Origin of the sequence: Rhodopila sp. (genome assembly GCF_965277165.1) — a bacterium.
Taxonomy (GTDB): domain Bacteria; phylum Pseudomonadota; class Alphaproteobacteria; order Acetobacterales; family Acetobacteraceae; genus Rhodopila.
The window spans coordinates 501486-526267 of sequence record NZ_CBDICE010000005.1 but is presented as its reverse complement, the minus strand read 5'-3'; the positions used below and the strand labels follow the sequence as shown (position 1 = coordinate 526267).

At 62.2% G+C, this 24782-nt stretch carries 17 protein-coding genes, 1 tRNA gene and 4 pseudogenes; 17 read left to right on the top strand and 5 right to left on the bottom strand.

Going from position 1 to position 24782, the window contains the following annotated elements; genetic code table 11:
* Positions 1-128: 128 nt before the first annotated feature.
* Complete coding sequence (locus ACQY4Y_RS03035) at positions 129-4487, bottom strand: chemotaxis protein CheB (protein WP_428489080.1); 4359 nt, start codon at positions 4485-4487, stop codon at positions 129-131.
* 338 nt (positions 4488-4825) lie between these two features.
* On the opposite strand from ACQY4Y_RS03035, the gene ACQY4Y_RS03030 reads away from it, so the two are divergent.
* Positions 4826-5284 carry a response regulator gene (locus ACQY4Y_RS03030; protein WP_428490724.1) on the top strand — a complete coding sequence of 153 codons (459 nt, stop codon included), beginning with the start codon at positions 4826-4828 and terminating at the stop codon, positions 5282-5284.
* A 19-nt stretch (positions 5285-5303) separates the two neighbouring features.
* The gene (locus ACQY4Y_RS03025) at positions 5304-6500 is read left to right on the top strand and encodes an acetate/propionate family kinase (RefSeq protein ID WP_428489079.1); all 1197 of its coding nucleotides are present in this window, start codon (positions 5304-5306) and stop codon (positions 6498-6500) included.
* Positions 6501-6550: 50 nt separating this feature from the next.
* Here ACQY4Y_RS03025 and ACQY4Y_RS03020 read toward each other — a convergent pair whose 3' ends face one another.
* Entirely contained in the window at positions 6551-7849 is a 1299-nt protein-coding gene (locus ACQY4Y_RS03020; RefSeq protein WP_428489078.1) for an NRAMP family divalent metal transporter, read from the bottom strand.
* A gap of 316 nt (positions 7850-8165) precedes the next feature.
* Here ACQY4Y_RS03020 and ACQY4Y_RS03015 point away from each other — a divergent pair, with 316 nt between their 5' ends.
* The 8 genes and pseudogenes from ACQY4Y_RS03015 to ACQY4Y_RS02980 form a co-directional block, all read left to right on the top strand.
* A complete protein-coding gene (locus ACQY4Y_RS03015) occupies positions 8166-8816 on the top strand; it encodes a BON domain-containing protein (RefSeq protein ID WP_428489077.1) in 651 nt (216 codons plus the stop codon).
* Between the two features lie 54 nt (positions 8817-8870).
* Positions 8871-9692, top strand: a complete 822-nt coding sequence (locus ACQY4Y_RS03010; RefSeq protein ID WP_428489076.1) for a universal stress protein — start codon at positions 8871-8873, stop codon at positions 9690-9692.
* A gap of 327 nt (positions 9693-10019) precedes the next feature.
* On the top strand, positions 10020-12443 hold the full coding sequence (locus ACQY4Y_RS03005) for a phosphoketolase family protein (protein ID WP_428489075.1): 2424 nt from the start codon (positions 10020-10022) through the stop codon (positions 12441-12443).
* Positions 12440-13482, top strand: a pseudogene (locus tag ACQY4Y_RS03000) (class I fructose-bisphosphate aldolase). Before ACQY4Y_RS03005 ends, ACQY4Y_RS03000 begins: the two are co-directional and overlap by 4 nt.
* A gap of 22 nt (positions 13483-13504) precedes the next feature.
* Positions 13505-14113 (top strand): histidine phosphatase family protein, encoded by a 609-nt coding sequence (locus ACQY4Y_RS02995; RefSeq protein ID WP_428489074.1) that lies wholly within the window; start codon positions 13505-13507, stop codon positions 14111-14113.
* A gap of 320 nt (positions 14114-14433) precedes the next feature.
* Positions 14434-15957, top strand: a complete 1524-nt coding sequence (gene istA, locus ACQY4Y_RS02990) for an IS21 family transposase (protein WP_428489073.1) — start codon at positions 14434-14436, stop codon at positions 15955-15957.
* Entirely contained in the window at positions 15957-16718 is a 762-nt protein-coding gene (gene istB / locus ACQY4Y_RS02985) for an IS21-like element helper ATPase IstB (protein ID WP_428489072.1), read from the top strand. Before istA (ACQY4Y_RS02990) ends, istB (ACQY4Y_RS02985) begins: the two co-directional genes overlap by 1 nt.
* Before the next feature lie 148 nt (positions 16719-16866).
* A pseudogene (locus ACQY4Y_RS02980) lies at positions 16867-17535 on the top strand (glycosyltransferase); the annotation flags it as partial.
* Between the two features lie 71 nt (positions 17536-17606).
* On the opposite strand, the gene istB (ACQY4Y_RS02975) reads toward ACQY4Y_RS02980, so the two are convergent.
* Positions 17607-18392 (bottom strand): IS21-like element helper ATPase IstB, encoded by a 786-nt coding sequence (gene istB, locus ACQY4Y_RS02975; protein ID WP_428489071.1) that lies wholly within the window; start codon positions 18390-18392, stop codon positions 17607-17609.
* On the bottom strand, positions 18389-19426 hold the full coding sequence (gene istA / locus ACQY4Y_RS02970; RefSeq protein WP_428489070.1) for an IS21 family transposase: 1038 nt from the start codon (positions 19424-19426) through the stop codon (positions 18389-18391). Before istA (ACQY4Y_RS02970) ends, istB (ACQY4Y_RS02975) begins: the two co-directional genes overlap by 4 nt.
* 53 nt (positions 19427-19479) lie before the next feature.
* Here istA (ACQY4Y_RS02970) and ACQY4Y_RS02965 point away from each other — a divergent pair, with 53 nt between their 5' ends.
* The 6 genes and pseudogenes from ACQY4Y_RS02965 (at position 19480) to ACQY4Y_RS02940 (ending at position 23914) form a co-directional block, all read left to right on the top strand.
* The gene (locus ACQY4Y_RS02965; protein WP_428489069.1) at positions 19480-20076 is read left to right on the top strand and encodes a glycosyltransferase; all 597 of its coding nucleotides are present in this window, start codon (positions 19480-19482) and stop codon (positions 20074-20076) included.
* Between the two features lie 206 nt (positions 20077-20282).
* The gene (locus ACQY4Y_RS02960; protein WP_428489068.1) at positions 20283-20552 is read left to right on the top strand and encodes a hypothetical protein; all 270 of its coding nucleotides are present in this window, start codon (positions 20283-20285) and stop codon (positions 20550-20552) included.
* Positions 20552-22993 carry a glycoside hydrolase family 65 protein gene (locus ACQY4Y_RS02955; protein WP_428489067.1) on the top strand — a complete coding sequence of 814 codons (2442 nt, stop codon included), beginning with the start codon at positions 20552-20554 and terminating at the stop codon, positions 22991-22993. Before ACQY4Y_RS02960 ends, ACQY4Y_RS02955 begins: the two co-directional genes overlap by 1 nt.
* 21 nt (positions 22994-23014) lie before the next feature.
* Positions 23015-23301, top strand: a pseudogene (locus tag ACQY4Y_RS02950) (IS21 family transposase); the annotation flags it as partial.
* The gene (locus ACQY4Y_RS02945) at positions 23259-23468 is read left to right on the top strand and encodes a hypothetical protein (protein WP_428490777.1); all 210 of its coding nucleotides are present in this window, start codon (positions 23259-23261) and stop codon (positions 23466-23468) included. The pseudogene ACQY4Y_RS02950 and the gene ACQY4Y_RS02945, both read left to right, overlap by 43 nt.
* A pseudogene (locus ACQY4Y_RS02940) lies at positions 23465-23914 on the top strand (ATP-binding protein). The gene ACQY4Y_RS02945 and the pseudogene ACQY4Y_RS02940 overlap by 4 nt, the downstream one beginning before the upstream one ends.
* A 200-nt stretch (positions 23915-24114) precedes the next feature.
* Here the strand turns inward: ACQY4Y_RS02940 and ACQY4Y_RS02935 are convergent.
* Positions 24115-24189 (bottom strand) — tRNA-Thr (locus tag ACQY4Y_RS02935).
* Positions 24190-24238: 49 nt separating this feature from the next.
* Here ACQY4Y_RS02935 and ACQY4Y_RS02930 point away from each other — a divergent pair.
* On the top strand, positions 24239-24700 hold the full coding sequence (locus tag ACQY4Y_RS02930) for a nucleoside deaminase (RefSeq protein WP_428489066.1): 462 nt from the start codon (positions 24239-24241) through the stop codon (positions 24698-24700).
* The last annotated feature ends 82 nt before the right edge of the window (positions 24701-24782 follow it).

The window sequence follows — 24782 nt, the reverse complement described above, 5'->3', positions numbered from 1 at the left end:
GTCGGGCGGCCCAGGAGCAACACCCGACACCCTGATCCAGCGGGCCGTGGCGACGCTGCAGTCAGCACAAGGCGCATCCAGGTGAGGCGCACCCTCAAACAAGCAGGTTCCGCAGCCGCTCGTTGAGGTCACATTGGCAAGCCTGTCACTTTCGGCAAATCGGTCATAGCACTGACCTTCTCTGGGGCCGCTGCTATGGCCAGCCGCGCCAGAGCGGGAAGCGAGGCGGCGCCAGTCTTGTGCATGATCGCTGCGCGATGATTCTCCACCGTGCGTTGGCTGATGCCCAGATCGGCGGCGATGTTCTTGCTCGGATGGCCAGCGAGCACCAAGGCCATGATCTGGCGCTGACGCGACGTGAGCGCGGCCACATGGTCCGCCGCTTCCTGTCGCCAGCCGCTGAGCTTCGTTGCGTCACGCGACTGCTCCAGTGCCCGGCGGATGCTGGCCAGCAAGCTGCTGCGGCTGACAGGCTTCTCGATGAAGTCGGAGGCCCCCACCTTCATGGCGCGCACCGCCATCGGCACGTCGCTTTGGCCAGTAATCATGATCGCCGGCAAGCGATCACCGGACGCGCGGAGCCGTTCGACCAGACCGATGCCATCCATCCCAGGCAGATAGGCGTCGATCAGCAAGCAGGCCGCGCCGCCGGGATGGTAGGCCTGCAAAAATGCTTCGCTGCTCGGATACCCCACGGCTGCCCTGCCATCGTCTTCCAGGATCGCGATGATCGCGTCACGTACGTTGTCGTCGTCATCGACTACGAAGACAGTCGAACGTCCGAGCGGAACCAAGGTTGGGATGATCGGCTGTACCACCGGACTGATTGCAGAGAGCAGGTGGTCGATGGCGCTCATCAGTTCCGCCGGCTTAACCGGTTTGTTCAGCTGAGCGCAGCTATCACCCGCGACAGCGCTGGACTTCTCGATTGATACGTCGCCCGTCAAAATTATCACCGGTACGTCCTGGCCAAGTGCTTGCCGGATGCTACCGACCAGTTCGAGGCCGTTCGGTCCATTCGGGAGGTTGTAATCGGCAAGCAACAGATCGGGTGTGCAGCGCGCCAAGCAATCGAGCGCCGCCGGGCCATCAGGCGCGCTTGTTACCTGATGGCCCTCCCCTGTCAGCAACTGCCCCAGAAGCTCCCGCAGATCGGGATCGTCTTCGACGACCAGGATCATCGCCCCGCTGCTGGTTCGGGGCTCATCGGCGGCTGCCGGCGCCGGAATTGTGTCTATTGCGCTGCTGCCGTCAGACAGAGGCACCTCGATCGTAAAGCCCGAGCCCTTGCCAGGGCGCGAGCGGACACGGACGCGATGGTCCAGCAGTTCACCCAGCCGCTTCACGATCGAGAGCCCTAAACCCAAGCCGCGGCTTCTCTCCCGCGCGGCGTTGCCGATCTGGTGGTATTCCTCAAAAATGGTGTCGAGTTCCGCTTGCGGAATGCCAATACCCGTGTCCCAGACTTCCACGCTGATATCAGGGCCACGGCGACGACAGCCGAGCAGGATGCGGCCCTCGGCGGTGTATTTCAGCGCGTTCGAGAGCAGGTTGCGGATCATCTGCTCCAGCAGCCGCGGGTCGCTCGTCACATGGGCGTTGCAAGGAGACACACGCAACGTCAAGCCTTTCGCCTGGGCGTGGTAGGTGAACTCGTCACGCAATCGATCGAATAGGCTGCTGATCTTGAAGGACGACAACTCCGGTTGAACCGCGCCCGCTTCGATCTTGTTGATGTCGAGCAGTGCGTTGAGCATGGCCGTCATGGCGCCGAGTGTATCATCCATGCGGGCGACCAATCCCTCGGCCCTTGCTCCGTCGACGATTTTGGCCAGCAGAGCTTGAAGCAGAGCCAAGGTTTGCAGCGGCTGGCGCAGGTCGTGACTGGCTGCGGCAAGGAAGCGCGACTTCGCTACGTTGGCGATCTCGGCCTGCTTCTTGGCCGCCTCCAGCGCATCGGCGACGTTCTTGCGCCCGGTGATGTCCGTGAACGTGATCACCACGCCCTCGACCCGGTCGCCATGGGCGCGGTAAGGCAGGATGCGGCGGCGGAACCAAACGCCGTTCCTCGCCTCGATTTCCCGCTCCAGCGGCTCCGGCGCGTCCAGGACGGTCTGAGCGTCGGCGTTGAGCGAAGTGTCGTGAGTGAGCGCGGCGAGGTCCGCCAAGGGCCGGCCGACATCGTTTGCGATGACAGCGAACAGCGCTTTGGTCGCGGGGGTAAAGAAGCGGATGCGAAGCTCGCGATCCAGAAACAGCGTGGCGACGTTCGTGCTATAAAGCACATTCTGCAGATCGTCTGCCGATGTGCGTTGCTGTTCCAGCGTCTCTTGCAACTGGCTGTTCAGCGCCGTCAGTTCTTCGTTCAGCGATTGAAGTTCTTCCTTTGAGGTGAGTAGTTCCTCGTTGGTGGATTGATACTCCTCGTTGACCGACAATGCCTCTTCGTTTGTCGCCTTCTGCTCCTCACTCGACAGCTCGAGGGCTCGTATCGTCTCCTGCAATTCTGTCCGGGTTGCCTCGAGATCGCGCTCCAGCTCGGCAATGCGCGGAAGTTGCCTGGCGGGCAACGGCCGGTCGGCCTTCAGTTCTGATCGCGGTGCATCGACGAAGCAGACGAGCAGCATCTCCTGGTCCGCCTCCAGGATAGGATGCACTTCGATGTTGAACGAACCCTGAGCGTCGCCGCTGATGCGGCCGCTGACTCTGACCTTGGCCCGGGTCTCCCTCGCTGTCTGGACGGCCGAGCGCAGCTTCGCGCGCAGGCCCGGGCGCGCCATGGCCAGGAGTTCGAGCGTGGCATGGCCCGGCGAAAGCCGCAGGTAGCGATCGGTTGGACCGAGGGAGAACACGGTTTCGTTGGCTGCGTTGATCAGCACCGAAGCTGGCGCGTAGGTCTCAATCACCATCCGCCGTCCGATCTCTGCCACCGCAGCCGGGCGGGACGAGAGTCGACCTGATTTCGGAACAGCCTGGTGGCGAACGCTATCTTCTGACCGGTCGAGACCGGAGCCGGGTGAATGGCCCGATTTGATCAATTGGCTTCGCCCGATCCGGCGATAGATCCGTTCGTGTTTGGCCGCGACCTCAAATCGGCCTTCGGCAGCAACGACAGTCTCGGCATTTCCAAGCAGCAGAAAGCCATCTTCCCGCAACGCGAAGTGAAACACCTCCATGACTTTCGCTTGCGCGGCCGATTGCAGATAGATCAGCAAATTGCGGCAGGATACCAGATCAAGCCGGGAAAACGGCGGATCGGTCAGCACGTCATGGACGGTGAACACGATCGCGGAACGCAAGTCCGGGGCTGCCCGCCAGCCCGCTTCCTCCGGCGTGAAAAAGCGTTTCAGCCGCTCCGGCGTGACGCAATCCTCGATCGTGTTCGCATAAAGGCCGTCCCGGGCAGCCGCGACTGCGTCTACGTCAATGTCGGTCGCGAACATCTGTAGTTTGATTGGGCGCTTCGCCGCGCTGATCTGCTCCATGAACAGCATGGCGAGGGAGTAAGCCTCCTCCCCGGTGCTGCAACCCGCCACCCAAACGCGAAGCGGCCGATCCGGATCATGCCCTTTGACAAGGTCGGGGATGATGGTCTCGGCCAAGCGATCAAAGACGATGGCGTCCCGGAAAAAGCCTGTCACATTGATAAGGAGGTCCTTGGCTAAGAGATCGATTTCTCCGCTATCGCCTCGCAGCACGTCCAAGTAGGCCGCCATGTCGTCGGGCCTGACCGCGGCCATTGCCATCCGGCGTTCGACTCGGCGCTGGACGGTACCAGATTTGTACAAGGAGAAATCGTGGATCGTCTGCGTCCGCAGCAGCTCGATGATCGTTGTCAGCAATTGGTCATTCACCGCATCCGCCCGCTCCGCGTGTCTGCCGGACCGTGGGTCCTGGCCCCGGCCCGGCACGCCGCTTGCTGGGGCGCGATGTGCGATGAGGGCAGCGGGTATATCGGCGACCGGCAGCACGAAGTTCACGCCGCCCGTCCGGATCGCGCTACGCGGCATGCCCTCATAGCCGGCCTCCGCCGGGTCCTGCGCCACGACGAAGCCGCCTTCGGTCTTGATCGCCAGCAAGCCGGCGCTGCCATCCGAACCCGTGCCGGACAAGATCACGCACGCTGCCCGCTCGCCATAACAATCGGCCATCGAGCGCAGCAGATAGTCGAACGGCAGGCGCGCGCCGCGCCGGGCAGGGGGCGCCGACAGGTGCAGCGCGTCATTGCTGACCGAGAGGTAGGTCCCAGGTGGAATGACATACAGGTGCTCGGGCTCAATCCGCATGCCCTCCGTCGCCTGGCAGACGGTCATCGCGGTGTTCCGGGCCAGCAGCTCGACCATCATGCTCTCGTGGCCTGGATCGAGGTGCTGAACGAGGATGAAGGCCATCCCACCGCCCGAGGGCAGTGCCTCCAGCAGCCTGGACGTCGCATCCAGCCCGCCGGCCGAGGCACCGATGCCGACGATGGTCACCTGTCCGGTCATGGGTTGCCGCTCAGGTGGTGCGGACAAAGCGCTCGCGCGTTGGGGTCGGCGGGCGGGCATAACACCGTCCTCATCTTCAAAGTGCTCCGTGGTGGAGCGCCCGGTCATGATAGCATGATCGTGCGAGCCATGGTGTCCAGGGCCCGCGGTACGGCGCGGGCGCGAAAATTACCCTCAATCGCCTGAGTAGTTTCCGACCCTTATGCGGTTTCCTTGTTCACCGTAGCGTCACAGTCACGAACGCGTTCTGCCTGAGCGAGAGTGATGTTCAGTGTTATCAATGCCGGAAGAACAACGACGTCGTCGGCCGAACCGACGGGTCTGCCAGGGTGGCGATCATGACCTGTGAGCGGCCGCGAATCCTGTTGGTCGAGGATGATGCGGTCATCGGCCTGTTGCTTGCCGAGATGCTGATTGGACTTGGTTACGACGTCTGCGGGACCGCGGCCACCGAAGCCGATTCCGTCGCTGCCGCGGCACGGCATCGCCCGGATTTGATGGTCGTGGACGCGCAGCTCGCTAACGGAAGCGGCGTGTCCGCCATACGGACCATCCTCAGGACCACCGCAATGCGGCATTTCTTTATAACCGGCGCGGCGTCGCCAAGCATGCCTGCAAACATATTGGTTCTGCGGAAGCCGTTCGGCGAGAATGAGTTGGTCCGCGCTTTGAAGCTCACGTTCGAGGCACCTCAGGAAGTAATGGCGTCCCACCAGGGCGATAGCCCGGCTGGCAGCGGTCCGAACCCGGCGGAAGCGATGGCGCCAGCCAGACGAAACATCGTGATACGGAAATGAAAACGCAGGTCTAGCGCAGGTGCCAGGCTCGATCCTAATCCTCAATTCTGGTTCCTCCAGCCTCAAGTTCGCCCTGTTTGACGTCGACAATCCCGACGAGGACGGGATGCGGGTCGCCGCTCGGGGTGAGATCGTCGGTTGGGACAACGAGCCGCACCTCCTGGCCCAGGACGACGCCGGAAACGTGCTGAAAGACCAGCATTGGCCTGCCGGGCTCCCTGATGTCTTTGCAACCGTTCTGGAATTCCTGTTCGTCTTTGCCGACAGTCATCTCGGACGAGGCGGCCTGAAGGCGGTTGGCCACCGCATCGTACATGGGGGCTCCCAGCACATTGCGCCCGCGCAGGTGACTGCCGCCCTGTTGGCGGATCTCAAGGCCCTAACCCCGCTTGATCCGCTGCATATGCCGCGCAGTATTGCGCCCGTTCACGTCCTGGCTGCCGCGAGACCGGCGCTTCTGCAGGTCGCCTGCTTCGACACCGCATTCCACCATACCCTCCCCTCGGTTGCCCGTTGGTTCGGTCTGCCTCGGGAACTGGAAGCGGCTGGCATTCGCCGCTACGGCTTCCACGGCCTGTCATACGAGTACGTCGCGGGCCGGTTGGCACAGAACTCGCCCGCTCTGGCAAAGGGCCGGGTCATCGTGGCGCACCTCGGCTCCGGCGCCAGCCTGTGCGCACTTCAGAACGGGCGCAGCATCGCGACGACCATGGGCTTTAGCACGCTTGACGGTTTGGTGATGGCGACGCGCTGCGGCAGTCTCGATCCAGGCGTCCTGCTTTACCTTGGTCGCCAGGGGCGCAGCTTCGCCGAAATCGAAGATATGCTCTATCATCGCTCCGGATTACTGGGTGTCTCTGGCATCAGCGGTGACATACGCACGCTGCTTGCCAGCGAACACGCTTGTGCGCGTGAGGCGATCGAACTGTTTACTTACCGTATCGCCACGGAGGCAGGCGCGCTGGTCAGCGCACTTGGGGGGTTGGACGGGTTGGTGTTCACTGCTGGCATCGGACAGCATGCGCCAGACCTCCGTGCGGCTGTGTGCGCGCGCCTTGCCTGGCTTGGCATACGTCTGGACGCCGGCGCCAACGCCGCCAGCGCCGACCGCATCAGCACGTCGGACAGCTCCATCGACGTACTGGTTATTGCGACCGACGAGGAAGCGGTCATTGCCCGTCACACACGAACGATCGTTGACGGACAGGTCGCCTGATCGTCTTTTTGTGTTTGATTTCCTCACCCATGCTGCTGCCCCCATGCTACCTACAGCACGAAGAACCCGACGCTGGCGGCCGCCATGATCATCGTCGCGATCCAGCCGGCGATCAGCATCGGCGCCGGCAGCGTGAGGCGCCCCATGATGCGGCCGTTCGCGGCGATCAACATGATCACGGCCATAACCGGGGCGGCCAGCACGCCATTGACCACCGCACTCCAATACAACGCTTTGACCGGGTCCAACCGTGTGAAGTTCAAGCCGACACCTGCCATCGTCGAGACGGCGATCGTTGCATAGAATGACTTCGCTTGAAGCAAGCGCCGGTCCAGTCCCTCACGCCAACGGAATGCCTCCGACAGCGCATAAGCGCCCGACCCGGCCAGCACTGGTACCGCGAGCAGCCCGGTCCCGACAATGCCCGCGGCGAACACCGCGAAGGTGAACTCTCCCGCGATTGGCCGTAGCGCTTCCGCCGCCTGCGAGGACGTCTGGATGTCGGTGACGCCGGTTGCGTTCAGCGTGGCCGCGGTTGCGTAGATGATGAAGATGGCGACCAGGTTGGAAACGACCATACCGATCGCCGTGTCGGTCCGAATGCGCGCGAGTTGCGACTTGGCTGCGCCGGGTTTCAGGCACAACGGGAGTGCCTTGCGCTTCAGTCGATCCTCCACCTCCAGCGCCGACTGCCAGAAAAACAGATATGGACTGATGGTCGTGCCAAGCACGGCGACCAGCGCCATCGCCTGCCCGGCCCCGAACGAGAGGTGGGGCACGATCGTTGCGAAAAGAGCCTGGCTCCACGGCACATGCGCCGTGAGCACCACCGCCACGTAGGCAAACAGGGAAACAGTCAGCCACTTCAGGAAACCCGCGTAAAGCGCATAGCTCAGGAAGATCTCTGCCACGACGCAGAGGATCCCGAAACCGATGGTATAGAGCCTGGGATTGCCGCCCAGCAGCAATGTCACCGCGGCACCCATCGCACCGAGGTCGGCGCCCAGGTTGATGGTGTTCGCAACGAGCAGCAGCGCCACGATCGAGCGGACAAGCCAGGGGCGGTAGTGCCGCCGCAGGTTATCGGCGATGCCTCGGCCAGTCACGGCGCCAATGCGGCCGCTGATCTCCTGGATGACGATCATGAACGGCAGGCTGAACAGCATCGTCCAGGCCAGCCCATAGCCGAACTGCGCCCCGACCTGGCTGTAGGTGGCGATGCCGCTGGGGTCGTCGTCAGCCGCCCCCGTGATCAAGCCGGGACCGAGCCGCCGGAGCAGGCCGGATGGCGGCGGCACGGTCAACAGCGGATAGCCTGCCTGCTCCGCGCTGGGTTGCTCCACTGCCACGTTACGTCTTCCGGGGTGGCATTGGTTATCTCCTGCCGCGGTCGTGTCGCGATCAGCGCGAGGTCCGACTGCCGCGGGACCGGCATCGAGAGATGCCGGACCCATGCAGCCAGCACAGTTTCGACTATACCGGTGCAAAATGCATCGGGCGGGTGACAGTCTCGGAAACTACTCAGCCCGATGTGTCAATCAGCCGCGAAATCGACCCATGCGTAGTTTCCGAAGCTGCCTTCAGGGAACGGCAAAGGATGTAAACTACCAATTGCTGGATGGGTCGGGCGGCGCATCCGCCCGTCCTCGGCTATTGGAGAGTTCAATGTCACAGGACAATCACCTGCAGCAAGCCGTTCTCGCAGAACTGGGTTGGGAGCCCAGCGTCACCGCGGCGCATATCGGTGTCACGGCAAACGCCGGCGTGGTCACACTCACGGGACAAGTCGAGAGCTTCTCGGAGAAGCATGTCGCCGTGGTGGCGGCAGGACGAGTCCGGGGCGTCAAGGCCGTGGCGGAGGAGTTCGAGGTTCGTCTCCCGTTCGACCGCAAACGGGGCGACGACGATATCGCGGCGGCGGCGGTCGAACGTCTCGTCTGGAACACCTCGATCCCGCGTGACAGCGTCGCGGTCAAGGTCGAAAAAGGATGGCTCACACTGACCGGGAAGACGGACTGGTACTTCCAGAAAGATGCCGCGGGGCAGGATGTCCGCCACCTGCTCGGCGCCATAGGTCTGTCCAACCAGATCATGGTCAGGCCGAAAGTAAACACCTCGAACCTCAGCGACGACATCACGCATGCCCTTCACCGTTCATGGTTCTTCGACGAAAACAACGTGAGGGTTAGCGCCGAGGGCGGCCATGTACACCTGACCGGAACGGTTCATTCGCCGCATAACCGGCAGACAGCGGCGGGCACTGCATGGGCCGCGCCTGGCGTCACGGCTGTGGAAAACGACATCGCCATCGCCTGAACCATCAGCTGCCAGATTGGGTGGTGGCTGAGCATTTCGATCAGGAGAGGCAGAGTGACCTACTCGACATTGATGGTAAACCTGGAGCTCGGACAGTCCAACTCGGGCCTGCTTGGAGTAACCAACGAGCTTGCGAAACGATTCGGCGCTGCGGTGATCGGCATCGCCGCGCGCCAGCCGATGCAGATCGTTTACGCCGACGGCTGCTATGTCTCGCCAGAGCTCATCGACGACGAACGCGAAGAGATCGACAAGGAATTGGGGCTTGCGGAGGCGGAGTTTCGCGACTCCGTCAATGTGCCCAATATCCAGTGGCGTTCCCGCGTGTCGTTCGAACCGCCCTCCGATTACGTCGTGAAACAGGCGCGCCGTGCCGACCTGCTGCTGACCGGTATGCCGTCGCGCAACCGGGCGGACTCGACGCGCCTGACTGCGAGTGAACTCGTTATGCAATCGGGCCGCCCGGTGCTGGTGGCACCCAAGGCTCCGGTTCGCGCTTCGTTGGAGCGCGTCGTGTTGGGCTGGAAGGACACCCGCGAGACTCGCCGAGCAGCGCTGGACGCCGTACCGTTGATGAAGCGAGCCAAGCACGTGACCGTCATCGAGATCGCCGCCGATGAGGACCTGGCCGAGGCACGCGAGCGCCTGACGGATGTGGCACACTGGTTGAACGGTCACGGCATCGCTGCCGAGACCCTTGCTTCCCGGTCGACGGACGACGACGCTCATCAACTCAACGCTCTTGCCCACGCGGAGGGTGCCGATCTCATTGTCGCTGGCGCGTACGGCCACAGCCGCCTGCGCGAATGGGCGCTAGGCGGTGTCACGCGAGACCTTTTGCTTCGGGCGGACTGTTGCACACTGCTGTCACACTGAATCGGCCACGGTTGGCAAGTGCCGTTCCCCAAGGGCGCGGCTGAGCAAGGCCAGGCGGCCTAACAGCGAGATCGCGACAATTACCCATTGGCCAGAAATCGCCAGACTGCCTGGGTAGCCTGATAGCCCGGGTGCCTGACTCCCCGGCGGAATGAGTAATTTCCGACCCTGCCGCGGACCCCCGCCCATCGTCTACCATCGGCTTATTGCGTAGCGACCTCGTTGCGTTCCGCTTTGAGGTTCTCACCGAGGACCCATGCCGTCTCGACTTGGCATCAACGGCATGCGGCAACGCGTAAAGTTCAACATTGACCAGGGGGTCACAAAATGGACACAGCCACGCCAACGGTAGAGATTTTGGAGCAGAAGAGTTCAGATACCGGCGGGAAGATAGTAATCTCTTCCGAAGAATTACGCCTGATGGACAGCTACTGGCGAGCCGCCAACTATTTGTCGGTTGGCCAAATCTATTTGTATGACAATCCCTTTTTGCGGGAGCCTCTGACGCTTGCCCACGTGAAGCCGCTGGTGGTTGGGCACTGGGGCACGACGCCGGGCCAGAACTTCATCTATGTCCACTTGAACCGGGTGATAAAGAAATACGACCTCGACATGTTTTACATCGCCGGCCCTGGCCACGGTGGTCCGGCATTGGTGGCGAACACCTATCTCGAGGGTAGTTACAGCGAAATCTATCCGAACGTCAGTCAGGATGAAGCCGGGCTGAAGAAGCTTTTCACCCAATTCTCGTTCCCTGGCGGCATTTCCAGCCATGTCGCCCCGACGACACCTGGCTCGATTCATGAGGGCGGCGAGCTCGGATATTCGCTCAGTCACGCCTTTGGCGCCGCATTCGACAATCCCGGGCTTATCGTCGCCTGCATTGTCGGGGACGGCGAGGCGGAGGCTGGTCCGCTTGCGACGGCCTGGCAGTCCAACAAGCTGCTCAACCCTGCCACCGATGGCGCTGTGCTCCCGATCCTGCACCTCAATGGGTTCAAGATTAGCAACCCGACCGTACTTTCCCGCATCGAGCCCGAGGAGTTGGATCAGTTCTTCCGCGGATGCGGCTGGACGCCCTATTTCGTGGAAGGTGATGATCCGGAGGTGATGCACCGCTCGATGGCCGACACACTGGAGCGGGTCATTCGGGACATTAAGGCGATCCAGCAAACCGCCCGGTCAGGAGAGAACCGGGTCCGGCCCCACTGGCCGATGATCGTGCTGCGGTCGCCCAAGGGATGGACCGGTCCGAAGGTGGTCGACGGATTGAAAGTGGAGGGCACGTTCCGCGCGCACCAGGTGCCAATCCTTGTCGATGCCGCCCACCCCAGTCATGTCGCCGAGCTCGAAAGCTGGATGAGAAGCTACAAGGCGGAGGAACTGTTCGACAGCCAGGGTCGCCTCATCCCCGAGTTAGCCGAGCTGGCGCCCAAGGGCGACCGGCGGATGGGAGCCAACCCGCACGCCAATGGCGGCCTGTTGCTGCGTGACCTGCGGATGCCAGACTTCCGTGTCCATGCCGTCGACGTAACCTCTCCGGGCGCCGTGTTCGCGGGAGATACGACGGTACTGGGCAAGTTCCTTCGCGACGTCGTCACGGAAAACCAGGAGCAACGAAACTTTCGCATCTTCGGGCCTGACGAAACGCTATCCAACCTGATCGGCGCGGTATTCGAAGTCACCAATCGGCAGTGGGACGCACGCGAGGCCAGCGACGACGAATTCCTCGCCGCCGACGGTCGGGTCGTCGACTCGATGCTAAGCGAGCACCAGTGCGAAGGCTTTCTGGAAGGTTATCTTCTGACCGGCCGGCACGGGCTGTTCAACAGCTACGAGGCCTTCATCCGTATCGTCGATTCGATGTTCAGCCAGCACGCCAAGTGGCTGAAGGTGACGTCGGAGCTGCCCTGGCGGCGGAACATCGCGTCGCTGAACTACCTGCTCGCCTCTCACGTCTGGCAGCAGGATCATAACGGGTTCACGCACCAGGACCCTGGTTTCCTCGACCATGTAGTCAACAAGAAGGCCGACGTCGTCCGCGTCTATCTGCCGCCGGATGCCAACTGCCTGCTATCGGTATTCGACCATTGCTTGCGAAGCCGGCACTACGTCAATGTGGTGGTTGCCGGCAAACACGCGCTGCCGCAATGGCTAACGATGGAAGCAGCCGTCATCCACTGCACCGAAGGGCTTGGGATCTGGCAGTGGGCGAGCAACGACCAGAACGAGGAACCGGATGTTGTCATGGCCTGCTGCGGCGACACGCCGACGCTGGAGGTCCTGGCGGCCGTTTCGATCCTTAGGAAACATCTCCCGGCGCTCAAGATCCGGGTGATCAATGTCGTCGATCTCATGCGGCTGCAGCCGGAATGCGAGCACCCGCACGGCCTGAGTGAGACCGATTACGACGCGCTGTTCACGACGGACAAGCACATCATCTTCGGCTTCCACGGCTATCCTGGGCTGGTCCACCGCCTGACCTACCAGCGGACGAACCGCAACCTGCACGTCCACGGCTACAAGGAAGAGGGAACGATTACGACCGCGTTCGACATGCGGGTGCAGAACGATCTCGACCGGTTTCATCTAGTTCAGGATGTCGTTGACTGCCTGCCCGGCCTTGGTACCAAGGCGGCCTACCTGAAGCAACTGATGCAGGACAAGCTCATCGAGCACAAGCACTACATCGATAAGCACGGCGAGGATCTGCCCGAAATCCGTAATTGGATGTGGGGGGAGTCGCCATGAACTCAGACGATCTCATCGCGACCGCGCAGGCGCTCGTCGCCACCGTGCAAGGGCCTGCTCGCGATGGACGAAAGCATACCGACCTGCGACAGGCGGTTTGCCGAGGTAGGAATTCCCCAAACCGTCGAGGCACGGCACACACCTACCGCGAGTTGCTCGTCACGACTTTTGGACTCGGCAATTGCGTAAGCGGCGTCATCCTGTACGACGAAACGATCCGCCAGTGTGATCGCCGGGGAACGCTTTTCGTCAAGCGGCTCGTAGACGCTGGCATCATCCCCGGGATCAAGGTTGACCTCGGGGCGAAGCACCTGGCGCTGCATCCGGGCGAAAAAGTAACCGAGGGTCTAGACGGATTGCGCGGCCGTCTGCAGGAGTATTCCAGCATGGGTGCGCGCTTCGCGAAGTGGCGCGCCGTGATCGGTCTGAGCGGCGGCCAACCCAGCCGGGGATGCATCGCGGCGAACGCGGATGCGCTGGCCCGGTACGCAGCATTGTGCCAGGAAGCCGGATTGGTGCCACTTGTCGAGCCGGAGGTGGTGATGGAGGGCGACCACACGATACAACGGTGGTCACCGATGACGTGCTCCGGATCGTGTTCGACGCGCTGCACCATCAGAACGTCGCGCTGGAAGCAGTGGTTCTGAAGCCGAACATGATACTCCCCGGTTTCGAGTGTTCCAAGCAGGAGACCGTGCAGGAGGTAGCCGAGGCGACCGTGGAGTGCCTCAAGCGGAGCGTTGCCGCCGCTGTCGCGGGCATCGCTTTCCTGTCAGGTGGTCAGTCGGCCAGACTGGCATCGGCGCGGCTGAACGCCATCAACGTCGGGGCTACGCCTGAGCGCGTTCCTTGGCCGCTGGTGTTCTCCTTCGCCCGGGCCCTCCAGCAGCCGGCTTTGGACGTCTGGCGCGGGCAGGAAGCCAACTTCACTGCGGCGCAGCATGCCCTGCAGTACCGCGCCTGTTGCAACTGTGCGGCGCTTCGCGGTGAATATTGCGATTCAATGGAAGAAGATTTGGCCTTCCAAAAGGCCTCGTAGACCAAAAAATGCCGGAGCGCAGATGACGCACGTTCAGCAACCGGCCAACCCCAGTCACGCCAAGATCTATCTTGTTCGACATGGCGAGACAGAATGGTCTCTGTCCGGGCAGCACACCGGGCGCACTGACGTTGCCTTGACCGCCCGCGGCGAGGATGAGGCGCGGTCGCTCGAGCCGGCGCTACGGGCCATTCGATTAGATCACGTACTTACCAGCCCGGCACAGCGTGCCCGGCAGACCTGCACGCTGGCCGGGCTAGGACAGGCGGCCGAGATCGAACCTGACCTAGCCGAATGGGACTACGGCGACTATGAGGGCCGGCTCTCCGTGGATATCCGCAAGGAACGGCCCGGCTGGACGGTGTATCGCGATGGTTGCCCCGGCGGCGAGACCGCCGACGATGTTTCGAGCCGTGCCGATCGCCTCATCACGCGGCTTCGCTCGCTCAGCGGCAACATCGTGGTGTTCTCTCACGGGCAGTTTTGCTGCAGCCTAGCGGTCCGCTGGATCGGACTTCCGGTGGTCAACGGTCAACACTTTCAGCTCGGTACGGCGTCATTCAGCGTTCTTGCGTTCAATCCGAGCCACCCCGGGGTGCCGGTCATCGCTCACTGGAACTCGTCGCCGTAATCTGGCGATTACAGCGGTGCCACGTTCCGCTGCTCGCTTATTTGGGCAACGCGAGACAGCATCCAAAACAAGCTAAGTAGTTTCCGAACCTGCTGTATCGCGGTCATTTCGTGCAAGTGGAGAGCAGTGGTCGATCTTGGCTTCCCTGAAGGCTGACTCGCCATGCAGGCGTCACAGGGCGCGTCCAACGCCGCCGCCAGCCTGGCTCTGCTATCGAATTCTGGCCCAGCAGTGCTGGCGAATTTTGGCCCACCCCCGGCCCCTCAACCTAGGGTCGCCCCGATTGGATCGGGGGACCTGGAGTGGACCGGAGAGCCAAAGTGGATTTGTTCGAACAGCTTCGTCGCGAGCATGAGTTTGGGATCGGCACGATCGCGGGTGTTGCCGCGAAGTTCGGTGTGCATCGGCGCGTTGTGCGCCAGGCGATCGGCAGCGCGCTGCCGCCGAAGCATCACTACCCATCCAGGACCAAGCCGAAGCTTGGTGCGGTGGCGGCCTTCATCGACAAGGTGCTGGACGAGGATCGCCACGCGCCGCGCAAGCAGCGTCACACGGCGCGGCGGCTTTATCGCCGGATCCTGACGGAATTCCCGGACGCCACGGTCGCTGAGTCGACGGTGCGCAACCATGTCCGCGAGCGCAAACACCAGATCGGATTGCTGCGGTGGGAGACGTTCGTGCCGCAAAATTACAGTTGGGCTCAGGAAGCTCAGGTCGACTGGTATGAAGCCTGGGTCGATCTCGGCGATCAGCGGACCAAGGTCCAGGTGTTTGCCATGCGCTCGATGGCCAGCGGGGCGGCGTTTCACCGGGCCTACCTGCATGCGACCCAGCAGGCGTTCCTGGAAGCACATGAGCACGCCTTCGCTTATTTCGGCGGCGTTTTTCCTTTGCTGCGCTACGACAACCTAGCCAGCGCGGTGCGCAAGATCCTGCGCGGCTACCGGCGAGAGGAGACGGTGCGGTTCATGGCATTCCGCTCGCATTGGCGGTTCGCTGCCGAATTCTGCACGCCTGGTGAAGGCCACGAAAAGGGCGGCATTGAAGGGGAAGGTGGTTATTTCCGGCGTAACCATCTGGTGCCGGTGCCGCATGTCGCCGATCTCGATGCGCTCAACACCATGCTGGTGGCGGCCTGTCGTGCCGACGAGGCTCGGGTTCTCACCGGGCGCAGCGAGACGATCGGTGCGGCAATGGCGGTCGAGCGTGGCCATCTGCTGTTGTGCGCAACCGAAGGCCTCGACCTCGCCGAGATCGTGTTCCCGCTTACCGACAAGCAAGGCTGCGTGACGGTGAAGACCAACTTCTACTCGGTGCCGGTCCGCGCAGGGACCCGTGTGGAAGCACGCATCCGTCCGCTGCATGTCGAGATTTGGCACGCTGGGCGCCTGATTGCCCGTCATGAACGCTGTCACAGCCGCCGCCAGCATGTCCTTGACCTTGAGCATTACCTCGACGTGCTGAGCCACAAGCCGGGCGCGTTGGCGGGATCGAAACCGTTGGCGCAATGGCGCGAGGCGGGTCGCTGGCCTGGCTGCTATGACGAGCTCTGGACCCGTCTGCAAGGGCGGCACGGCAAGCAAAACGGCACCCGCGCCATGGTGGCTGTGCTGGCGCTGGGCCAAGAGTTTGGCCACGACCGGCTGCGCACGGCAGTCGCCGTCACGGTGTCACTGGGGGCCTGTGACGTGGCGGCGGTGCGGTATCTGCTGACCGAAGCAGGGCTGCACAAGGCCAAGCCCGAGCCGATCGATGTCGGTGCGTTGGCCCGTTACGACCGGCCGCTGCCTAATCTCGCTGACTACGACACGCTGCTGTCGGCTCGGTGCGCGGGGACCGCATGATGGCCGAGCTTCAGGAACAGGCCATCCGGCAGCACTGCAAGGCGCTGCGGATGCCGACAATCGGCACACAGTTCTCTCGCCTGGCAGATGCCGCCATCCGCGAGGGACAATCCCATCTGGGCTACCTTGAGGCGTTGCTGGCGGCCGAGATGGAGGAGCGCGAGAGCCGCTCTATCGCCCGGCTGTTGCATGAGGCGAAGCTGCCGCGGATGAAGACGCTGGATGGGTTCGAGTTCGACCGCTCCGGCGTCTCGGCCGCGCAACTGCGCACGCTGGCTGAGGGCGATTACGTGACCAAGGCGGAGCCGATCTTGCTGGTCGGCGAGGCCGGTACCGGAAAAACCCATCTGGCGACCGGGTTGTGCGTGGCGGCGTGCCGCCAGCGGCGACGCGTGCGGTTCACCACCGCGACGGCGCTGATCAACGAACTGGCCGAGGCGGCGCACGCCAGCCAACTCAGCCGCGCGCTGGGTCGGTGGGAACGGCTCGACCTGATCTGCATCGACGAACTGGGTTACGTGCCACTGGCCGAGACCGCGTGCGAGCTGATGTTCCAGGTGATCGCCGACCGAGCAGAAAAGGCGGCGGTGATCGTGACCACCAACCTGCCGTTCTCCGAGTGGTCGCAGGTCATTCCCAATCCGCGGCTGTGCAAGGCGTTGATCGATCGGCTGACGGACCAGGCGCACATCATCCCCACTGGCGCCGACTCCTACCGGTTCCGCCGCACCTCGGCACAACGCAAGGCCGCCAAATCATGATGGGAAGGAGCGAGAAATGACGCCGACCTGATAGCCGGGCCTCGGCCCGGCTCAGCAGGTCGAAGACACCGGGGGTGGGCCAAAATTCGTCAGCACAAGTGGGCCAATATTCATTGTCACGGCCACCCACGACACGGAAGGCGGCTTAATGCTTATTACCCAAGTTGCGCCGCTTTACGAGGCTGTTCCACCGAAGCTCTATGGCGGCACCGAGCGGGTCGTATCCTTCCTAACCGAAGAACTGGTGGCACTTGGGCATCAGGTGACGCTGTTCGCCAGTGGTGATTCCGAGACCACCGCGGACCTTGTTCCGGTATGGCCGCGCGGCTTGCGACTTGACCCGACTATCCGCGATACAACCGCGCCTCCTATGCTGTTGATGGAGCGGGTCCGGCAACGTGCCATCGAGTTCGATGTCATTCACTTCCATATGGACTATTGGCCATTCAGCGTCTTCACCCGACAGAGCACGCCGTTTCTGACAACCCTGCACGGCCGGCTCGATCTTCCGGAAATCCAGATAATCTTTGATCGCTTCCCGGATGTGCCCGTCGTGAGCATCTCCGATAGCCAACGCCGCGGACTGCCCCGGGCGCACTACACGCGGACTGTGCATCATGGACTGCCGACCGACCTGCTGACCCCCCAGCTGCACATCAAGCCCGCTTACCTGGCCTTCCTAGGTCGGATCGCTCCCGATAAGGGTCCCGATCGCGCAATCCGCATCGCCCGTGCGGCTGGTATCCCACTCAAGATCGCGGCAAAGGTTAGCAAGGCTGACCAGCTCTACTTCGACACAGTCATTCTCCCAATGATTGCGCTGTCAACGCCGGTCGAAAACTGAGCCACCTTTGGCGTGAAGCACCGAGGGGAAACTGAGCCAGTGTGTTACGCTGAAGGGGCGGGGTTCGCTTTCGGCATCACGCCGCCCTTTCTCTTGTCTCGCAGCCGGTAGCTGTCGCCACCGATCTGCACGACGGTGGCATGGTGCATCAATCTGTCGAGCATCGCCGCGGTCAGCACGGCATCACCGGCCAGCGCCTGATCCCAACTGCCAAACGTCAGGTTCGAGGTCAGCACAATTGATCCGCGCTCATAGCGTTTGGCAACCACCTGGAACAGCAGATTTGCCTGATCCCGCGACAACGGCAGGTAGCCGATCTCATCGATGACGAGCAGCCGATACATCGAGACTGCCCGGTGCAGCGCCTCTTTCAACCGGCCTTGGCGCTGCGCGGTTTCCAGCACCAACACCAGGTCAGCCGCCGTCACGAACCGCGTCTTGATTCCAGCCTGTGTTGCAAGATACCCCAGGCTGATGGCGATATGGGTCTTTCCCACACCCGACGGCCCCAGCAGGATCACGTTCTCCGCACGCTCGATGAAGCTCAGCCCGGCGAGCTGCTGGATCTGCTGTTTCGGTGCACCAACGGCAAATTCGAAGTCGAACTGGTCGAGCGTCTTGATCGCCGGGAAGCCTGCCACACGCGACAGCATGGTACGAGCCCGCGCACGCCGCGTGTCCCATTCACTGCGCAGCACCGTCTCCAGGAAGTCCGTGAAAGTCGCCTCGCTCTTGGCAGCTTTCTCCGCAGCAGCCGGATAGTCCGCTGCGACACCGCTCAGTCGAAGCTCCAGGCAGAGATGCGATAGTCGCTCATGTTGCAGGTTCATTGCACCGCCTGCGGCACCAGCAAGCTTTCGTAGACGCTCAACGGGTGTTGGATGGTCGGCACAGCCGGATGCGGCTTGAGTGTGTTGACGCCAGACGCAACACGCTGCACCTCGCCTTGCCAAATACCCGCCAACGGCAAAAATCCGCGCTGGTCCTCAACAAGCAATTCTGCCGGAACACGCTCCGTTGTGCCATGCAGCCGCGTATTGGCCGTATCGCGCAGCCATTTGCGCACTTCCACATTCGCCGTCGCCACATCCACCTGGAGACCAAGCGGGCGCAATCGGCTGTCCAACGGCACCCAGAAACTATGACGCAGATAATGAATGAAGCGTTCGACCTTGCCTTTGGTCTGGGCCCTGTAGGGGCGGCACAGTCGCGGGATGAAACCATGATGGTGGGCGAAGTCGCGGAACCCGGGTTGAAGCCGATGCTGGCCCGGTCCGTAGGCGTCCCGACCAATCACCACGGTGCGCATGTTGTCGTAGAGCACCTCCAGTGGTGTGCCGCCGAAGAACGCGAACGCTGCCTCGTGACAGGACATCAACGTCTCCAGCCGCTCGTCGGTGGCGAACTGGGCGTAGGCCATCCGGCTGTGGCCCAGCACGGCGACAAACACCGAAAGTGAATCCGCACCGCGCCGGATCACCGCCCAATCCACCTGCATCTGTCGGCCCGGCTTGGTCTCGAACCGCACAATTGGCTCGGCCGCGACCGCCGGGCGCAGGGTCGCCAGATGCTCGCGTAAAATGGTGATACCGCCGGTGTAGCCTCGGGAACGTAACTCACCCAGCAGAACTGTCCCAGGCAGCCGTTGAGGCTGGGCCGCCGTCACTCGCTCCACAACAAATCCCTTGTAAGCATCTAGCTTGCTTGGCACCCCCGGACGGACCCCATAGGCCGGAACGCCTTCACACCTGAGGTGACGTTCGACCGTGTTGCGCGCATGGCCGGTGCGCCGCGATATCGCCCGCACACTTAAGCCCTGTCGATGCAATATCCTTATCTCCATCGCGCCCTCCGCCAGAACCACGGTCCCCTCCGGCAAAGCGAGCTACACTAAACAGGTGGCTCAGTTTTCAACCGGTGGAATGGCTCAGTTTTGCAGCGGTGGCGACAGCGCAGGGCGGTGTCGAGATGGTCGGCGAGATCTCGGACGCGGAGAAGCCCGCTTTCCTGTCAGCTGCGATCGGCCTTCTCATGCCGATCGACTGGCCAGAGCCGTTTGGTCTGGCGATGATCGAAGCCATGGCATGTGGCACTCCGGTGATCGCCTTCAATCGCGGTTCCGCACCCGAGCTCGTCGACGAAGGTCTGACAGGATTCATCGTTGACAACGAGAGCGAGGCCATCGCAGCCGTCGGCCAACTGGGGCAGCTCTCTCGGGCGCTCGTCCGAACCCGATTCAAACAGCGCTTCTCGGCGCGCCGAATGGCCAGCGATTATGTCGGGATCTACCGCGAACTCACCGCCGAACGTGCCATTGCGCCCCCGGCCCGTCGGCCGCTGCGGTCGCAGATCACGCACGAATACGGCTCGGGGCAACCGACGCGCGCCCCTCGGAAGCAGACAACTGCGCAACCCGCGCCGAGCGTCGGGGTGAGCGCGAGGCAGAGCATCTCGGAGAGTATGTCGGGCGACTTAATAGCGATGGCAATCAGCGTGACGAGCAATGCACGATGAACGCATCTGACGTAATTACTCGCGGGCGCACGGCCGCACGAAAGAGGTATCGGGCACTAACGCTATCGGCTGCTGGAACACGCGGCGAAGCTTTCGAAAGACACGGGTGGCGGCCCGTGACGGCCCTGCCTATCGCCGAGACCGAGGCGGGTAACCTAAGCGCCTACATTCCGACCAACCTCATCTCCATCGCCGACGGCTAGATCGTGCTGGATGAGCTACTGCTAAACCTGAGGCCTGCCGCACTCCTGCGCACGCTCACGGCGGATTACCTGCACGCATTGCTTTGCGAAGCGGCCCTCAGCAGCTTTGCGGCGGAAAATGAGGCCCGCATGGAAGCGATGGCGGCAGCGCGGAATCAGATCGAAGGAGGAGATCACGGCCAAAATCATCGAACTCGCGGCTGGCGAGGCGGCGACCCGTGCGCGCCGAGTCTGACGCAAATGCGCTTCATCAAACCGGCGCCGGAGTTGTGATGAAACAACTTGCACAGTTGGGGGTGACAGAGGGGCCTTGGTCGCTCGTCTTCGATGGCTACGACCCGTCGCGCGAGGGTATTCGCGAAGCGCTCTGCACCCTGGGCAACGGATATTTTGCAACCCGCGCGGCCGCGGTTTGGGCCACGGCCGACGGCACCCACTATCCCGGCACCTATCTTGCCGGCGGTTATAACCGGCTACGGACCGATATCGCGGGACGGACTGTCGAAAACGAGGAACTCGTCAACCTCCCCAACTGGCTCGCACTAAGCTTTCGGATCGCCGATCAGGACTGGTTTGACGAGAAGACAGCGACGCTGCTGTCCTATCGCCAGGAACTGGATTTGCGGCGCGGTCTGTTGCTGCGGACCGTCCGTTTCGGAGATACGCAAGGCCGGCGGACGCTGTTAAAGGAGCAACGGCTCGTCTCAATGGCCGACATGCACCTGGGTGCTCTGGAGATGACGTTGACGGCCGAGAATTGGTCCGGCCGGGTTACCGTCCGGTCCGCCATCGATGGGCGGGTGGTCAATGCGGGGGCGAAGCTCTACCGGGAATTCAATGGCAAGCACCTGGAGCCAATGGCCGGCGAGGTCGTCGGCAACGATGCCATTTACATGCTGGTGCGCACCTGCCAGTCCGATATTCGGATTGCGCAGGTGGTGCGAATGCAAGCCTTCCTCGACGGCAAGCTTCTCGAAAGCCGGCGCGCCGTCACGAAAGAAACCAGCTATGTCGGCCAAGAGCTGGAAGTCGACCTTATCCAGGGACAGGAATTGTCGTTGGAGAAGCTGGCCTATCTTTATACATCACGCGACTATGGGATCTCTGAATGTGGGTTTGCGGCGCACCGAGCCATGGCGCTTGCCGAGCGCTTTGAAGCGACGAAGGCAAACCACGTGGCAAGCTGGGCAAATTTATGGCAGCGCTTCGACGTGGGCATCCAACCTGCTGACCCCGGGTTCACGCTGAACGTCCCGATGTTGCTTCACTTGAACATGTTTCATTTGCTCCAGACTGTATCGGTGCATTCCATCGGTCTCGATATCGGCATCCCGGCGCGCGGTTGGACCGGCGAGGCTTACCAGGGCCATATTTTCTGGGATAAGCTCTTCATTTTTCCATTTTTCAACCATCGCGTTCCCGAAATCACCCGGGCACTGCTGACATACCGTTTCCGGCGGCTCGGCGAAGCGCGCGCCGCGGCCAAAAGCGCCGGCTACAACGGTGCCATGTTTCCCTGGCAGAGCGGCAGCGATGGAACAGAGGAAACCGAGCCGCTCAACATGAACCCTCGTTCGCAACGCTGGGTGCCAGATAATTCCCATCTCCAGCGCCACGTTGGAAGCGCCATCGCATACAACGTGTGGCAGTATTTCCAGGTCACGGAAGATATTGAATTCCTCCAATTCTACGGCGCCGAGCTGATCCTTGAGATCGCCCGCTTCTGGTCGAGCATGGCAAGCTTCAATGAGCACCGCGGGCGCTACGAGATCCGCGGCGTAATGGGTCCTGACGAATTCCACGATGGCTACGCTGATGCGGCGATGCCTGGCATCAACAACAATGCCTATACCAACGTGATGGCGGTTTGGGTGCTGTGCCGGGCAAAAGAGGTGCTTGATCTGCTCTCCGCCGTGCGTTGCGGTGAACTGACAGAGCGCCTCTGCATATCACCGGAAGAGGTCGCCCGATGGGACGACATCAGCCGCCGGATGTATGTGCCGTTTCACGATGACGGGGTCATCAGCCAGTTCGACGGCTATAATACTCTGCGCGAACTCGACTGGGACGACTATCGGACCCGCTACAGCAATATACAGCGTCTCGACCTGATTCTCGAATCGGAGAATGACAGTCCCAATCGCTATAAGCTGTCGAAGCAGGCCGACGTATTGATGTTGTTCTACCTGTTTTCCGCCGAGGAACTCGCGGAGCTGCTCACGCGGTTGGACTACCCGTTCAGCTATGACAGCATCCCGAAAAGCGTCACATATTATGCCGCACGGACATCCCAGGGCTCTACATTGTGCCGTGTCGTATTTGCCTGGGTTCTGGCGCGTTCGGACCGTCCGCGTTCGATGACATTCTTTACTGATGCGTTGCAAAGCGATGTAATGGATATCCAGCAGGGCACAACTGCGGAGGGTGTTCACCTTGGGGCGATGGCAGGCACCGTCGACCTGATACAACGAGTCTCCACTGGCATTGAAGCGAAGGGCGGCGTTCTGAGACTTAATCCGGAATTGCCGCCCGAAATGGAAAACCTGGACATGCGCATCCGCTACCGCGGACAGTCGATCGACCTGCAGCTGACCCGCGACAGCCTGACGGTCCGTGGGCATGATCGCCATGTCGCAGCAATTTCGTTATGCGTTGCGGGCGAGGCCTGCGATTTCGTCGGGGGCTCCACCCGCGTTTTTTCCTTGACTAGGTGAGCTGAGGCGGTCTTGCAAACCTCCGTGGTGATTGGGCGGGAGACCTACGGTCCGGGCCAGGATCGGCTTCAGCCTGGGCTCCGCGACTTCGCCCACCACCATGGCTTCATCCCGCGGCTGTGCCGTCCCTACCGGGCGCAGACCAAAGGCAAGGTCGAACGCTTCGTTCATTATCTGCGCCATAGTTCTGGGTGCCGTTGGACAGCCGGTTGCGTCCGCTTGGTCTCAAGGTGGATGTGGCGACGGCGAATGTGGAAGCGCGCAAATGGCTGCGCGCCTCGGCCAATGCGCGGCTACATGGCACAACGGAGCGCGTTACCAGCGCGGGTTTTTGCCGTTGGCGGATATCTGGCAAGGCCAGGTGCAGCTTGTTGCGTCTAACGTCAACATGCTCAAGCCGCATCCGGTTGTGCCGACCATCCAGCACCCATTGAGCGTCTACAAGAGCTTGCTGGTGCCGCAGGCGATGCAATGAACCTGCAACATGAGCGGCTATCGCATCTCTGCCTGGAGCTTCGACTGAGCGGTGCAGCAGCGGACTATCCGGCTGCTGCGGAGAAAGCCGCCAAGAGCGAGGCGACTTTCACGGACTTCCTGGAGACGGTGCTGCGCAGTGAATTGGATACGAGGCGCGCGCGGGCTCGTACGATGCTGTCGCGTGTGGCAGGCTTCCCGGCAATCAAGACGTTGGACCAGTTCGACTTCGCGTTCGCAGTCGGCGCGCCGAAACAGCAGGTCCAGTAGCTCGCCGGGCTGAGCTTCATCGAGCGCGCGGAGAACGTGATCCTGCTGGGGCCGTCGGGTGTGGGAAAGACCCATATCGCCATCAGCCTGGGGTATCTTGCGACACGGGCCGGGATCAAGACGCGGTTCGTGACAGCGGCCGACCTGCTGTTGTTGCTGGAAACCGCGCAGCGCTAGGGCCGATTGAAAGAGGCGCTGCACCGGGCGGTCCTGATGTATCGGCTGCTAGAGCATTTTCCAATCATGTTGCAGCGTATCGGGAGTTGGCGAGGTAGCTGGCATCGAGGGATCCGGCCATTTTCGAAGACCCCAGCTTAGGGCGAACCAACCCCAGTCGCTTCAGTTTGGACCCCCATTGGACCCCCAAAAAGGAAAACTGGTGCCGGCGCACAGAATCGAACTGTGGACCTACTGATTACGAATCAGTTGCTCTACCCCTGAGCTACGCCGGCAACGCGCGCCGCTGGCTATACAGTTCCCCCATCGCGCAAGCAACCGACTATGATCCCGAAGATGACGCCGGACCCGATGCTACAAGCGCTGGACCAAGCCCGCGGCGCCGCCGAACGCGGAGAAGTCCCGATCGGCGCTGTGGTGGTCGGGCCGAATGGCGACGTCGTCGCCCAGGCCGCCAACCGCACCGAGGTCGACAGGGACCCCACCGCGCATGCCGAAATACTCGCCCTGCGCGCCGCCGCCGTGCGCCTCGGCAACCCCCGCCTGCCGGACTGCGAGCTATTCGTGACCCTGGAACCCTGCCCGATGTGTGCCCATGCGATCAGCCTGTTCCGCATCCGGCGGCTGGTATTCGGCGCCTATGACCCCAAAGGCGGCGGGGTCGAGCACGGCGTTCGGGTGTTCGACGCGGCGTCATGCCATCACCACCCCGACATCATTGGCGGCATCCGCGAAACCGAGGCGGCGGCATTGTTGCGCGACTTTTTCCGGGCCAAGCGGCGCTAGACGATCTTCAGCATGACTTTGCATGCTGAAGATCGTCTAGGTCTTTGTATTGTCGCATTATTGACGCGCCTTGAACGTTCCG

Coding starts and splice junctions, on each gene's coding strand:
- ACQY4Y_RS03035 (WP_428489080.1), bottom strand. CDS start 4,487: ATGACCGGACAGGTGACCATCGTCGGCATCGGTGCCTCGGCCGGCGGG.
- ACQY4Y_RS03030 (WP_428490724.1), top strand. CDS start 4,826: ATGACCTGTGAGCGGCCGCGAATCCTGTTGGTCGAGGATGATGCGGTC.
- ACQY4Y_RS03015 (WP_428489077.1), top strand. CDS start 8,166: ATGTCACAGGACAATCACCTGCAGCAAGCCGTTCTCGCAGAACTGGGT.
- ACQY4Y_RS03005 (WP_428489075.1), top strand. CDS start 10,020: ATGGACACAGCCACGCCAACGGTAGAGATTTTGGAGCAGAAGAGTTCA.
- ACQY4Y_RS02995 (WP_428489074.1), top strand. CDS start 13,505: ATGACGCACGTTCAGCAACCGGCCAACCCCAGTCACGCCAAGATCTAT.
- istB (WP_428489072.1), top strand. CDS start 15,957: ATGGCCGAGCTTCAGGAACAGGCCATCCGGCAGCACTGCAAGGCGCTG.
- istB (WP_428489071.1), bottom strand. CDS start 18,392: ATGAACCTGCAACATGAGCGACTATCGCATCTCTGCCTGGAGCTTCGA.
- ACQY4Y_RS02955 (WP_428489067.1), top strand. CDS start 20,552: ATGAAACAACTTGCACAGTTGGGGGTGACAGAGGGGCCTTGGTCGCTC.
- ACQY4Y_RS02945 (WP_428490777.1), top strand. CDS start 23,259: ATGGCTGCGCGCCTCGGCCAATGCGCGGCTACATGGCACAACGGAGCG.
- ACQY4Y_RS02930 (WP_428489066.1), top strand. CDS start 24,239: ATGATCCCGAAGATGACGCCGGACCCGATGCTACAAGCGCTGGACCAA.